The organism is Curtobacterium sp. MCSS17_005 (assembly GCF_003234225.2).
Lineage (GTDB): Bacteria > Actinomycetota > Actinomycetes > Actinomycetales > Microbacteriaceae > Curtobacterium > Curtobacterium flaccumfaciens.
On the sequence record NZ_CP126258.1, the window covers coordinates 1,917,534 to 1,930,219 of the forward strand.

A 12,686-nucleotide genomic window follows, 5' to 3' on the forward strand; every position below is an offset into this window, starting at 1 on the left:
CGTGGACATCGCAACGATCGTCGGCATCCTGCTCGCCTTCGGCGCCCTGTTCGGCATGGTCCAGATGGAGCACGTCGAGCTCGGTGGACTCTTCCTGCCCGCGCCGATGCTGCTCGTGTTCGGCGCCACCATCGGCTGCGGCATCGCGAGCACCACGCTCAAGGACGCGATCGCCAGCTTCAAGGCGGTCCCGAAGGCGTTCACCGGCAAGGTCACCCCGCCGGCCTCGGTCATCGACGACGTCGTCGGGCTCGCCGAGACCGCCCGTGCCAACGGCCTGCTCGCCCTCGAGCAGGAGGCCGACAAGCACGACGACCCGTTCATGAAGAAGGCGCTGCAGAACATCGCGGACGGCACCGACGGCGACGAGCTGCGGATCCTGCTCGAGGACGAGATCGAGTCGAACGCGGCCCCGACCCGGAGCGCGAGCGCGTTCTTCATGGGCCTCGGCGGCTTCGCCCCGACCGTCGGCATCATCGGCACCGTGGTGTCGCTGACCCACGTGCTCGCGAACCTCGGCAAGCCCGACGAGCTCGGACCGCTGATCGCGAGCGCGTTCGTCGCCACCCTGTGGGGCCTGCTGACCGCGAACTTCATGTGGCTGCCGATCGGCGGCAAGCTCCGCAAGCTCGCCCAGCTCGAGTCGGACCGCCAGACGCTCCTGATGGAGGGGCTGCTCGCGGTGCAGGCCGGCAGCCAGCCCCGCCTGCTCGGTGAGCGGCTGAAGGCCATGGTCCCGCCCGCCGCCCGCGCCGACACGGACGGCAAGGGCGGCAAGGCCGGCAAGAAGGCCGACGCGGCCGACGACCAGCAGCTGGCGGCCTGACCGTGAGCGCCAACCCCCGGGGCCGCGGCCGCGGTCGCGCGAAGAAGTCCCACGACGAGGCCGAGCACCCCGACGAGCGCTGGATGGCGTCGTACATGGACATGATCACGGTGCTGATGTGCATGTTCCTGGTGCTCTTCGCGATGTCCACCGTCGACCAGGAGAAGTACATCCAGCTGAAGCAGTCGCTCGCCACCGGCTTCGGCGAGGTCGACTCGCAGAAGATCGACACCGCGAGCGGGACCGTCGTGACGAAGGACCAGGTCGAGGACGGCTCCGGCTACTCGACGGACAAGTCACAGGCCGACCACTCGACGGCGTCGTCGGGCACGAAGGACACCAACGTCGACCCCGCGTCGACGGTGGTGCCGACGACGGCGACGAAGCAGGACCTCGCCGAGGCGAAGCGCGAGCTCGACGACCTGACGAAGCTCGAGCGTGCGATCCAGCGCAACCTGGCGAAGGCGGGCCAGACCGAGAACGTCCAGTTCACCGTGGACGCCCGCGGCCTGATCGTCCGGTTGATCGGCAGCGAGACGTACTTCGGCACGAACAGCGCGGACCTGTCCGACCAGGCGCGGTCGATCATGGACGCCATCGCGCCGGTGCTGAAGACCTCCGACCACGACGTCAGCGTCGAGGGGCACGCCGACCAGCGGAACTCGACCGCGCCGTACGCCACGAACTGGGAGCTCAGCGCCGCGCGGGCGACCGGGGTCCTGCGCGACCTGGTCGAGCGGGGCGGGATGCCTGGCGACCACGTGCAGAGCGTCGGGTTCGGGTCGAGCCGGCCACTGGCGAAGGGCGGCACCGAGCAGGACCTCGCGCTGAACCGGCGGGTCGACATCGTGGTCCTGTCGAACGCCGACCAGGACGTCAGCGCCCTCATGCCGGCGCTGGCGAAGGCACAGGACGGAGCGCAGCAGGGCTGAGAGACCCAGCGCAGCAGGGCTGAGACACGCAGCGCGCGAAGGGCACCAGCGCTGACGCCACCGCCCCACTACGGGGTACAGCACTGACGGGTGCCCCACAGGTGACCGATAGACGCACCCGTGACCGAGACCCTGCCAGCGCCCGAGGTGTACGACTTCGCGCGCCCGTCGACGCTGGCCCGTGAGCACGCCCGGGTCCTCGAGCTCGCCTTCGAGACGTTCGCGCGCCAGTGGGGCACGCAGCTGACGGCGAAGGTCCGCGCGGTCAGCCAGGTCACCTGCGAGCAGGTGGAGATGACGACGTACGACGAGTACGCCGCGTCGCTGCCCGCGCTCACCGGCATGGTGCTGCTGCCCATCACCGGCCTGACCCCGAAGGGCGTGCTGCAGGTCCCGCTCGACGCCGCGCTGACGTGGGTGTCGCACGCGCTGGGCGCCTCCAAGCCGCTGCCGACGCCGGACCGCACCTTCACGCCCATCGAGCAGGCCCTGGTCCGCAAGATCGTCGAGGACGCCCTCGACGACCTCCGTTACTCGTTCGGCGGGCTGCTCGCGCAGGACGTCACGGTCGGCGGGTTCCAGTTCAACAGCCAGTTCGCCCAGGCCGCGCAGAAGGGCGACCTGATGATCGTCGCCTCGTTCTCGATCCGGGTCGGCGACCGCATCGCCCCCGGCACGCTGGCCCTGCCGGCCGAGGCCGTCCTGCCGCAGCTCGGCGAGGCCGCAGCGCACGTGTCGCCCGCCGACGCCCGAGCCCTGCTCGACGCGCAGCTCGAGAGCGTTCCCGTGGGCGTCAGCCTGCGGTTCGCCCCGGCCGCGGTCCTGCCGACGCAGGTCCTGCGGCTTGCCGTCGGCGACGTCCTGCCGCTGCCGCACCCGCAGCACCGGCCCCTCACCATCGCGGTCGACGGCGAACCCGTCGGCACCGCCGCGGTCGGCGCGAACGGCTCGCGCCTCGCCGGCATCGTCGTCACCACCACGAGCACGGAGCAGCACTGATGACCGAAACGACCACCCTCCACACCGCAGCGGCCGAGTCGCTCGCGGCGCAGCTCCCGACGGCCGCCCCCTTGACCGCGGTGCTCCTGCCTGGAGGCGCGACACCGGTCGTGCTCGACGCGGCGACGGACGCCGTGGTCGCCTCGTTCGTCGGCGGCCTGTCGGCCGATCTGGCGCTCGTGCTCACCGACCTCGAGGCGATCACGGCCGCCGGAGGCACCGACCACGGCATCGTGGCCGTCACCGACGTGCTGCGTCCGTCGCTCGAGGCCGCGGCCGGGGTCCTCGGCGTCGGGGTGCTCGGCGAGGCGAACCGCGAGTCGGCCGCGTCACTGCTGGCCGACCCGGACACCGTCGTGTTCGAACTGACCGCCGGTGGCCTGCCCGCCGGGTGGTTCGGCATCCGGATCCGCGAGAACGGCACGGTGTCGGCGCCCGTCGTGGCGAACCTGCCCGCCGGCAACCTCGGCCGGATCAACAACGTCGAGATGACCCTGACGGTCGAGATCGGCCGCACTCGGATGTCGGTCCGCGACGTGCTCGGCATGGAGCCCGGCGCCGTCGTCGAGCTCGACCGCAGTGCCGGTGCCCCCGCCGACGTCCTGCTGAACGGCCGCCTCATCGCGCACGGCGAGGTCGTCGTCGTCGACCAGGACTACGCGGTCCGGATCACCCGCATCCTCGACGTCGCCGAGAGCGTCTGAGACCCGCACGTGGACACCCTCGTCGTCACCCTCCGCGTCGCGCTCTCGCTCGGCGTCGTGCTCGCCCTCATGTGGGTGCTGCACCGCGCGAGCCGCAAGCGCTTCTCGGGCAAGCCGTCGGGCCGCCGTGCCGCGACCGTCGAGGTCGTCGGTCGGCAGGGCATCGGCGGCAAGGCGAGCGTCGTCGTGGTCGACGTCGAGGGGGAGCGGCTCGTGCTCGGCGTGTCCGAGCACGGGGTCAACCTGCTCACCAGCGGGCAGGCGCCCGCGCCGGAACTCACCATCGTGACCGGACCGGTGGCGCTGCCCGTGCGTCCCGCCCCGTCGGCCGACGCGTTCGGTCGGGAACTCGCGCAGCAGTCGGACGCCACCACGGGCCTCCCGGCAGGCACGGACGACGTGACCCGGGCGACCGACGCGACCAGCGCCGTCGCGCCGCTGCCGATGCGCCCGCGCAACCGTCGCCCGCAGCGCGCCGTGCCGAGCGCGCAGCAGCTGCAGGGCTCGATCCTGTCGGTCGACACCTGGCGCCAGGCCGCGGCCGCGCTGCGGAACCGGCGGGCCGGGTGACCGCGGCAGGGCCGCACCGGCTGGCACGGTCGGGTCGACTCGTCGCCCTCGTCCTGCTCGGCCTGGCGGTCGTGGCCGGGTTCCTGATGCTCACGACGACCGGTGCGCACGCCGCCGGTGTCGTCGAACCCACCGCCCCGGCGACCCCGACCGCCCCCGCGACCGGTGATTTCAGCGTCAGCGTGAACGGCCCGGACGGCACCCCGTCGTCGGCCGTGGTGACGCTCATCGGCATCACGCTGCTGAGCGTCGCACCCGCGCTGATGCTCATGATGACGTCGTTCACCAAGATCTTCGTCGTGCTCGCGATGACCCGGAACGCGCTCGGGCTGCAGTCGATCCCGCCGAACCAGGTGATCGCCGGACTTGCGCTGTTCCTGTCGCTGTTCGTGATGGCACCGGTGCTCGGGCACATCAACGACGACGCCCTGCAGCCCTACCTGGCCGGGCACCTCGACTTCAACCAGGCCGTCGAGATCGGCACGAAGCCCCTGCGGACCTTCATGCTCCACCAGACCCGCGACGAGGACGTCGCCCTGATCACCCGCGCCGCCGGGCTCGACAACCCGAAGTCGATGGCCGACGTGCCGATGACGACGGTGATCCCGGCGTTCATCATCTCGGAGCTCCGCAGCGCGTTCATCATCGGGTTCGTCATCTTCATCCCGTTCCTGGTGATCGACCTCGTCGTCTCCGCAGCCCTGATGTCGATGGGCATGATGATGCTCCCGCCGGTCATGATCTCGCTGCCGTTCAAGATCCTGCTCTTCGTGCTGGTCGACGGCTGGGGCCTCATCATCACGTCGCTCATCGAGAGCTACCACGTTGTCTAGGGGGCACGCATGAACCAGCAGGCAGTCATCGACCTCGTGCTCCAGGCGCTCCTGGTGTCCGGCAAGCTCGCCGCCCCGGTGCTCATCACCTCGCTCGTCGTCGGCTTCGCGATCTCGCTGTTCCAGTCGGTGACGCAGATCCAGGAGGTGACGCTCTCGTTCGTGCCGAAGGCCGTCGCCGTCGCGATCGCCCTGGTGGTCTGCGGCAACTGGATGATCTCGGAGATGATCGCGTTCACGCACGTCGCCTTCGACATGATCCCGAAGCTGCTCGGGGCCGGTTGATGGAGCTCAGCATCGACGCCGACCGTCTGGAGGCGACCATGCTCGCCGGCGTCCGGCTCGTCGCGTTCTTCGTCATCGCGCCGCCGTTCTCGTACCGGGCGTTCCCCGGCACGGTGAAGGTGATCCTCGGGCTGGGGCTCGCCATCGGCGTCGCCCCGCGCGTCGCCGTCGGCTACGAGTCGCTCGAGACGGGGCCGTTCCTGCTCGCCCTGCTCACCCAGCTCGTCGTCGGGCTGTCCCTCGGGTTCCTGGTGTTCCTGGTGTTCGCCGCCGTGCAGTCGGCGGGTGCGCTCATCGACCTGTTCGGCGGGTTCACGCTCGCGCAGGCGTTCGACCCGCAGTCCCAGGTCAACGGCGCCCAGTTCACCCGCCTGTTCCAGATGACCGCGCTCGCGCTGCTCTTCACCTCGGGCGGCTACCAGCTCATCGTCGGCGGTCTGGTGCGGTCGTTCGACGCCGTGCCGCTCACCGGCACCTTCGCGGTCGACGGGCTCGCGTCGATGCTCGTGACCGCGATGTCGCAGATGTTCCTCGCCACCCTGCAGATCGCCGGTCCGCTCGTCGTCGTGCTGTTCCTGGCCGACGTCGGCCTCGGGCTGCTGACCCGCGTGGCACCGGCGCTCAACGCGTTCCAGATGGGCTTCCCGATCAAGATCGGCCTGACCGTCCTGTTCGCCGGCGCGCTCTTCATGGCCCTGCCCTCGGTGGTGTCCTCGCTGACCGGCGACGCCGTCGAGGCGATCACGGGACGGGGGTGACGACGTGTCCGACAGCGGAGAACGTTCCGAACAGGCAACCCAGCAGCGGATGCGCGAGGTGCACGAGAAGGGCCAGATCGGTCGCTCGCAGGACCTCGGTGCGTGGATCGGGATCGCCGTGGCGGCGCTCATGATCCCGGCGGCGATCGGCAACGCCGCGGCTGCCGGGCAGGACCAGCTCCTCGCCGTGCAGCGGGTCATCGAGGACCCCGAGCTCGGTGCCGTGCAGGCCCTGCTCGCCGACGCCCTCGGTTCGATGGGCGCGACCCTCGGCCCGATGCTCGCGGTCGTCGCGGTCGCGGTGCTCGCCGCTGCCGTCACCCAGGGCGGGGTGCACTTCCGCAAGATGACGCCGCAGCCCGACCACTTCGATCCCGTCGCCGGACTGAAGCGCGTGTTCGGCACCCAGGCGCTCTGGAACGGGGCGAAGGCGCTGCTGAAGACCGCCGTCGTCGGGCTCGTCCTGTGGTTCGCGGTGCAGGGGCTCATGCCGGTCCTGATGACGAGCGGCTCGCTGCCGCTGTCGGCCGTCCTCGAGGCCGCCGCCGCCGGGTCGGGCACGCTGCTGCGCGCCGCGATCGTCGCCGGGCTCGTCCTCGCTGCCCTCGACGTGTTCGTGGTGATCCGCCGCAACCGGAAGCGCACGATGATGACCAAGCGCGAGGTCAAGGACGAGAACAAGCGGAGCGACGGCGACCCGCTGGTGAAGTCGCAGCGCCGCTCCCGTCAGCTCGCGATGAGCCGCAACCGGATGATCCAGGCCATCGGCACCGCGGACGTCGTGATGACGAACCCGACCCACTACGCCGTCGCGATCAAGTACGAGCCAGGCAAGTCGGCGCCCCGGGTGGTGGCGAAGGGGGCCGGTCCGGTCGCCGACGTGATCCGCGCCCGTGCCGAGGAAGAGCGGGTGCCGATCGTCCGCGACGTCCCGCTCACCCGGGCGCTGCACGCCGCGTGCGAGCTCGGGCACGAGATCCCGGTCGACCTGTACACGCCGGTGGCCCGCGTCCTGTCCTTCGTGATGGCGCTCAAGGCCCGTGGCACCGCGGCCGGCACGCACGCGCCGCCACGGCCGACCACGCCGGACGAGGTCGCGAGCGTCATCGACCCCGCCACCCTGACCGGTGACCTCCGCCCCCGCAAGCTCCGCACACCGCGCATCGCAGAGAACCAGACCGAAGGACTCCCCGCATGAACCGCAAGGACCTGCCGAAGCTCGTCGTCCCGGTGTTCATCGTCGGCATCATCCTGCTGCTGATCCTGCCGGTGCCGTCGTTCCTGCTCGACTTCCTGATCATCATCAACATCCTGCTGGCGCTGGTGATCCTGCTCACGACGCTGTTCGTGAAGAAGCCGCTCGACTTCTCGGTGTTCCCGTCCCTGCTGCTCGTCGCGACGCTGTTCCGGCTCGGCCTCAACGTGGCGTCCACCCGGCTGGTGCTCGGCGAGGGCTTCGCCGGCGACGTCATCCAGGCGTTCGGCCACGTCGCCGTCTCCGGGTCGATCATCATCGGCGCGGTCATCTTCCTGATCCTCATCGTCATCCAGTTCGTCGTGGTGACGAAGGGTGCCGAGCGCGTCGCCGAGGTCGGGGCACGCTTCACCCTCGACGCGATGCCGGGCAAGCAGATGGCCATCGACGCCGACCTGAACGCCGGGCTGATCACCGACCAGGAAGCCAAGGAGCGCCGCGCCGCGGTGTCCGCGGAGGCCGACTTCTACGGTGCGATGGACGGTGCGTCGAAGTTCGTCAAGGGCGACGCGATCGCCGGCATCCTGATCATCATCATCAACCTGATCGGCGGCATCGCGATCGGCATGCTGCAGAACGGACTGTCCGTCACCGACGCCCTGTCGAAGTACGGCATCCTGACGATCGGCGACGGCCTGGTGACGCAGATCCCCGCGCTGCTGATGGCGGTGTCCACGGGCATGATCGTCACGCGGTCCGGCGCGGAGTCCGAGATGGGGTCCTCGGCCGCGACGCAGCTGTCGCAGTCGCGGAACGCCCTGATGATCGCCGGCGTCGCCGCGATCGCGATGGGGTTCATCCCCGGCATGCCGATCCTGCCCTTCCTGCTCGTCGGCGCGACCCTGCTCTTCACGGGCTGGCGCATCGGCCGGAACGCCGCCCGGGCCGAGGCCGAGGCCGCCCAGCAGCAGGCACTCGCGGCCGCCGCACCGACCGGCGACACCCCGGAGGACCTGCTCGAGCAGATGCGCGTGCACGCCCTCGAGATCCTGCTCGCCCCCGACCTGGTCGACATGGTGTCCGGTGCCTCCGACGACCTGCTCGGCCGGGTGCGTGCCCTCCGCCGCAAGATCGCGATCGACATGGGCATCGTCGTCCCGCCGGTCCGCACCCGCGACTCGATCGACCTGCCGCCGTCGACGTACGCCATCCGGATCGCCGGGGTCGAGGCCGGTCGGGGCACCGCGCCCGCCCGCAGCGTCCTGGCGCTCGGCGACCACCTGGACGGTCTGCCCGGCACCTCGACCGTCGAGCCGGTGTTCGGCCTGACCGGCAAGTGGGTGCCCGCCGAGCTCCGGCACGCCGCCGAGATGACCGGCGCGACCGTGATCGACCGGGTCTCCGTGCTCGTCACCCACCTGCAGGCGGTCATCGGCGACAACGCCGCTCGCCTGCTCACCCGCGAGGACGTCAAGGTCCTGACCGAGGGCGTCAAGCAGGTCAACCCCGCCGCGGTCGAGGAACTCGTCCCCGGCATGCTCTCGATGGCCGAGCTGCAGCGCGTGCTGCAGGGCCTGCTCGCCGAGCGCGTGCCGATCAACGACCTCGGCCGGATCTGCGAGGCCCTCACGCTCCGCGCCAAGGTGTCGACCGACCCCGAGGGGCTCGTCGAGTCCGCCCGTGCAGCCCTCGGACCGGCCCTCGCCGCCCGGCACACCGACGCCGGCACCCTGCGCGTCATCATGATCGACCCGATGCTCGAGCAGTCGATGCTCGAGGGGCTCCGGCCGTCCGAGCAGGGCAGCCAGATCGTGCTCGACGCGCACCGCATCGAGCAGGTCCTGGGCTCCGTCCGCGACGCCGTGCGCTCCGTGGAGGACCAGGGGCTCGCCGCCGTCCTGGTCTGCGCCCCGCAGCTCCGCCCGGCCGTGCACCGCATGGTCGCCGCCCAGTCGAACGGGCTCCCGGTGCTGTCCTACCAGGAGGCCACCGCCGCGGGCTCCACCATCGAGACCGTGGGAGTGGTCCGTGCCGCCGACCCGATTGCAGCGTAGCGGCGCCACGCTCGAGTCCCTCCGCGACGCGGTCCGGACCGAGTTCGGCGCGGGTGCACGGATCGTCGCGGCCGAACGCGTGACCACGCCGGGCTTCGGCGGGCTGTTCCGCAAGGCGCACGTCGAGGCCACCGTCGAGGTGCCGGAACCGGGGGACCAGCCCACCGCCCGGGTCGTCATCGCCGACTCGCCCGTGCAGCGCGTCGGCATCGCCGCGCTGCTCGCCGACGCCGAGGCGGCCGAGGCACGCATCGCCGGCACCGACGGCACCGCGACGACGCGGGCCGACGCCTTCGCGTCGGTGCTCGACGGGTTCCAGGCGGACGGGATCACGCCGAGCGCCCCGCGCCCGACGCGCGCGCCGGCCGAGCCGGACGCACCCGTGGGGGTCGACCCGCGCCTCCAGGCCGCCGCCGACGCGCAGACGGTGGTCGACACGCAGGCGGTGGCCGTCGCGCAGCCGGTCGTCGAGAAAGGGTCGGGAGGCCCGTCCCGCGTCCTCGACGCGCCCTCGCCTGCTCCGGTGGCCCGGTCCACCGCGCCCGCCGTGCGGTCCGCGGACGGCGACCTGGTGCTCCTGGTCGGGCGGCCGAACGACGTCGACGCGGCCGCCGGGCTCTTCGCCCTGCGGCACGCGCTCCGGCCGACGGACGCCGCCGACCGTCGTGCGGCGATCCTGGCGCGGGCCGACGGTGTCCGGGACGGGCACGCCGTGCTCGCCGTCGCCGCGTGGGACGACCGGGCGACCGGCGACGCACTGCAGGCCGACCAGGTGTGGGTCGTGGTCGACGTCGGGCGGAAGCCGGCGGACTCGGCCGCGATGGTGTCCGCGGTGGCCTCGCGGCTGCCCGTGGTCGGTGTCGTGGCGATCGGTGCGGGGGAGACCGCCACGCCCGGGTCGGTGGACCTGCTGGGGCTCCCCGTCGTGTCGCTAGGCTGAACGGGTGCTGGTACTCACGCGGAAGGTCGGCGAGCGGATCCTCGTCGGCGACGACATCGTCATCACGGTGCTCGACTCCCGGGGCGACGGCGTCCGGATCGGCATCGACGCCCCGCGCGGGGTGAAGATCCAGCGCGAAGAGGTCGTGCGTGCGGTCGCCGAGGCGAACGCCGAGGCCGCTGCTGCCGGTGACGACGCCGAGGCGCAGCTGCGCGCGGCGCTCGGGGCCCGCGGCGGGGCTGCCGCGGACGGCCCGACTCCGCCGGAGCCGACCGGCTCCTAGCGGCCGACACGGCCACGCCCGTCACGGGCGCGGCCGCGTGTTCGTCAAGGACGGGGCTGCACGTCCGTCACGGGCGGGGCTTCTTCTCCTGTTCGGGCAGGCGGCCGGCGGCGGCCTCGGCGGCGAACCAGGCGCGTGCCTCGTCCTGTCGGGCCTGCTCGGCACCGAGCGCGATCGGCGCCCGGACGTGACCGGGCTCGTACCCGAAGGTCTCGATCAGCTGCGGCACGATCGGCCGGACCCGGGCGACGAGCCGGTCGATGTACGCCGACACCGCACGGGCACGCTGCGCCGACAGCCGGCCGTGCAGCAGGTACCAGTCCAGGTGCTCCTCGAGCAGGCCGAGTGCGAACAGGTCGCGCAGCCAGACGAGTACACGGCGGGTGTCGCCCTCGGTCACCTCGTCGAGCGCCTCGGTGAAGGCGTCCCACTGCATGAGCTCGGCGTGCGCCTTCGACGCCTCGATGAGCTCGTGCTGCGAGCGGTTCAGCAGTCGGGCGGCGCGGGCTCGGTCCTTGCCGGCCGACGCCAGCCGCATGCCGATCTCGGCGACCATGGTGTCGACCCGGCCGGCGAGCAGCTCGCGCTGCGTGCGGGGGTCCTGCAGGTCGGCGACGCTGGCGGCCAGGGAGCCGCGGTCCGCCACGGTCTGGCCGAGGCGACGGATGCCGGACGCGTCGGCCAGCTTCGACGCCGCGACGGCCGCCACGAACTTCGCGGTGGACGCCGGGTCCTTCGGGGCCTTCGCGCGGAACTCGGTGAGCAGGCGCTTGCCGACGAGCTGCAGCAGCACGGTGTTGTCGCCCTCGAACGTCACGTAGACGTCGAGGTCGGCGCGGAGCCCGGTCAGACGGTTCTCGGCGAGGAACCCGGCACCGCCGCAGGCCTCGCGGGCCTCCTGCAGGGTGTCGAGCGCCGACCAGGTCGACATCGACTTGAACGCCGCGGCCTGGGTCTCCAGGTCCTCCCGGCGCTCCGGGGTGTCCTCGCGCCCGCTGAAGACGTCGTCGAACGTGCGCAGGAGCTTCTCGTGCGCGAACGACTGCGCGAACACCGTCGCCAGGCGCGGGATGAGGCGGCGCTGGTGCCGGCCGTAGTCGAGCAGCACGCCCTCGGTGCCGTCACCGGTGGGGAACTGACGGCGCTGCATCGCGTAGGTCAGGGCGATCTGCAGCGCGATCTTCTGCGCGACGACCGCGGCGCCGTCGAGTGACACCCGGCCCTGCACCAGGGTGCCGAGCATCGTGAAGAACCGGCGGCCGGGCGAGGCGATCGGCGACGAGTAGGTGCCGTCCGCGGCGACGTCGCCGTAGCGGTTCAGCAGGTTCGTGCGGGGGACCCGGACGTGGTCGAACGCGAGCCGGCCGTTGTCGATGCCGTTCAGGCCGCCCTTGGGGCCGTCGTCCTCACCACTGACGCCGGGCAGGAACGCCCCCTCGGCGTCGCGGAGCGGGACGTAGAACGCGTGCACGCCGTGGTCGACGCCGGCGGTCACGAGCTTCGCGAACACGACGGCGGCGTGGCCGTGCAGGGCAGCGTTGCCGATGTAGTCCTTCCACGCGCCACGGAACGGCGTGTGGATCTCGAACTCCTCGGTCGCGGGGTCGTACGTGGCCGTCGTGGCGATGCTCTGCACGTCCGAGCCGTGGCCGGTCTCGGTCATCGCGAAGCAGCCGGGGACCTCGAACGAGACGATGCCCGGCAGGAACTCGCGGTGGTTCGCCTCGGTGCCCAGGTGGTGCACGGCGGACCCGAACAGTCCCCACTGCACCCCGGCCTTGATCTGCATCGACGGGTCGGCGGTGACGAGCTCCTCGAACGCCGCCAGGTTGCCGCCGTGGTTGCTCTGGCCGCCGAACTCGGCGGGGTAGGGGCGCTGGATCGCCCCGGCGTCGACCAGGGTCCGGAGCTGCTCGAGCACGCGTGCCCGGTGCTCGGGGATCGGCTGGCCCTCGATCTTCTGCATCGCGGGGTCGAGCGCGAGCCGCCGGGAGATCCGGCGGTCCTCGGCCCAGCGTCCGAGCAGGAGCTCCTGCACCAGCTCGACGTCGATGCGGACGTCGGTGTCCGTGCCGGCGGTCGGGGTGCCCGCTGCCGGGTCGCCGGCGGCGTCGGCGTTCGGCGCGGCGTGCTGCACGTCGACGTCCGGCGCGGTGTCGCTGCCGCTGGTGGGGGTGGTGCGCTGGGCGGGTGCGGTGTCGACCATGGGCGGAGTCCTCCTGAACTGCGGTGTCCGTGTTGCACCGTCCACGCTAGACACCCGTGCCGACAGTGGCGGGAACGCCGTGCGGGCCGCACAACCCGTGT

General features: G+C 71.9%; 13 protein-coding genes. 12 read left to right on the forward strand and 1 reads right to left on the reverse strand.

Features of this window, described 5'->3' with window-relative positions; all coding sequences use genetic code 11:
- The first annotated feature begins 1 nt into the window (after window position 1).
- The 12 genes from DEJ20_RS09245 (at window position 2) to csrA (ending at window position 10,379) form a co-directional block, all read left to right on the forward strand.
- Window positions 2-826 carry a motility protein A gene (locus DEJ20_RS09245; RefSeq protein ID WP_111235889.1) on the forward strand — a complete coding sequence of 275 codons (825 nt, stop codon included), beginning with the start codon at window positions 2-4 and terminating at the stop codon, window positions 824-826.
- Window positions 827-828: 2 nt separating this feature from the next.
- Window positions 829-1,758, forward strand: coding sequence for an OmpA/MotB family protein (locus DEJ20_RS09250; protein WP_111235888.1), 930 nt, complete (start codon window positions 829-831; stop codon window positions 1,756-1,758).
- 120 nt (window positions 1,759-1,878) lie between these two features.
- The gene (locus DEJ20_RS09255; RefSeq protein WP_084740413.1) at window positions 1,879-2,757 is read left to right on the forward strand and encodes a flagellar motor switch protein FliM; all 879 of its coding nucleotides are present in this window, start codon (window positions 1,879-1,881) and stop codon (window positions 2,755-2,757) included.
- Window positions 2,757-3,461 carry a flagellar motor switch protein FliN gene (gene fliN, locus DEJ20_RS09260; protein WP_111235887.1) on the forward strand — a complete coding sequence of 235 codons (705 nt, stop codon included), beginning with the start codon at window positions 2,757-2,759 and terminating at the stop codon, window positions 3,459-3,461. Before DEJ20_RS09255 ends, fliN begins: the two co-directional genes overlap by 1 nt.
- 9 nt (window positions 3,462-3,470) lie before the next feature.
- Window positions 3,471-4,031 (forward strand): FliO/MopB family protein, encoded by a 561-nt coding sequence (locus DEJ20_RS09265; protein ID WP_027465539.1) that lies wholly within the window; start codon window positions 3,471-3,473, stop codon window positions 4,029-4,031.
- Window positions 4,028-4,864 (forward strand): flagellar type III secretion system pore protein FliP, encoded by an 837-nt coding sequence (fliP, locus tag DEJ20_RS09270; protein ID WP_027465540.1) that lies wholly within the window; start codon window positions 4,028-4,030, stop codon window positions 4,862-4,864. Before DEJ20_RS09265 ends, fliP begins: the two co-directional genes overlap by 4 nt.
- Before the next feature lie 9 nt (window positions 4,865-4,873).
- On the forward strand, window positions 4,874-5,149 hold the full coding sequence (locus tag DEJ20_RS09275) for a flagellar biosynthetic protein FliQ (RefSeq protein ID WP_027465541.1): 276 nt from the start codon (window positions 4,874-4,876) through the stop codon (window positions 5,147-5,149).
- Window positions 5,149-5,907 carry a flagellar biosynthetic protein FliR gene (locus tag DEJ20_RS09280; protein ID WP_110894673.1) on the forward strand — a complete coding sequence of 253 codons (759 nt, stop codon included), beginning with the start codon at window positions 5,149-5,151 and terminating at the stop codon, window positions 5,905-5,907. The genes DEJ20_RS09275 and DEJ20_RS09280 overlap by 1 nt, the downstream gene beginning before the upstream one ends.
- Window positions 5,908-5,911: 4 nt before the next feature.
- The gene (locus DEJ20_RS09285; protein ID WP_111123016.1) at window positions 5,912-7,105 is read left to right on the forward strand and encodes an EscU/YscU/HrcU family type III secretion system export apparatus switch protein; all 1,194 of its coding nucleotides are present in this window, start codon (window positions 5,912-5,914) and stop codon (window positions 7,103-7,105) included.
- On the forward strand, window positions 7,102-9,156 hold the full coding sequence (locus tag DEJ20_RS09290) for a flagellar biosynthesis protein FlhA (RefSeq protein WP_111235886.1): 2,055 nt from the start codon (window positions 7,102-7,104) through the stop codon (window positions 9,154-9,156). Before DEJ20_RS09285 ends, DEJ20_RS09290 begins: the two co-directional genes overlap by 4 nt.
- Window positions 9,131-10,096, forward strand: coding sequence for a hypothetical protein (locus DEJ20_RS09295; RefSeq protein ID WP_111235885.1), 966 nt, complete (start codon window positions 9,131-9,133; stop codon window positions 10,094-10,096). The genes DEJ20_RS09290 and DEJ20_RS09295 overlap by 26 nt, the downstream gene beginning before the upstream one ends.
- 4 nt (window positions 10,097-10,100) lie before the next feature.
- Complete coding sequence (gene csrA / locus DEJ20_RS09300) at window positions 10,101-10,379, forward strand: carbon storage regulator CsrA (RefSeq protein WP_111235884.1); 279 nt, start codon at window positions 10,101-10,103, stop codon at window positions 10,377-10,379.
- A gap of 67 nt (window positions 10,380-10,446) precedes the next feature.
- Here csrA and DEJ20_RS09305 read toward each other — a convergent pair whose 3' ends face one another.
- Entirely contained in the window at window positions 10,447-12,585 is a 2,139-nt protein-coding gene (locus tag DEJ20_RS09305; RefSeq protein WP_111235883.1) for an acyl-CoA dehydrogenase family protein, read from the reverse strand.
- Window positions 12,586-12,686 lie beyond the last annotated feature (101 nt).

Coding starts and splice junctions, on each gene's coding strand:
- fliN (WP_111235887.1), top strand. CDS start 2,757: ATGACCGAAACGACCACCCTCCACACCGCAGCGGCCGAGTCGCTCGCG.
- DEJ20_RS09275 (WP_027465541.1), top strand. CDS start 4,874: ATGAACCAGCAGGCAGTCATCGACCTCGTGCTCCAGGCGCTCCTGGTG.
- DEJ20_RS09280 (WP_110894673.1), top strand. CDS start 5,149: ATGGAGCTCAGCATCGACGCCGACCGTCTGGAGGCGACCATGCTCGCC.
- DEJ20_RS09290 (WP_111235886.1), top strand. CDS start 7,102: ATGAACCGCAAGGACCTGCCGAAGCTCGTCGTCCCGGTGTTCATCGTC.
- DEJ20_RS09305 (WP_111235883.1), bottom strand. CDS start 12,585: ATGGTCGACACCGCACCCGCCCAGCGCACCACCCCCACCAGCGGCAGC.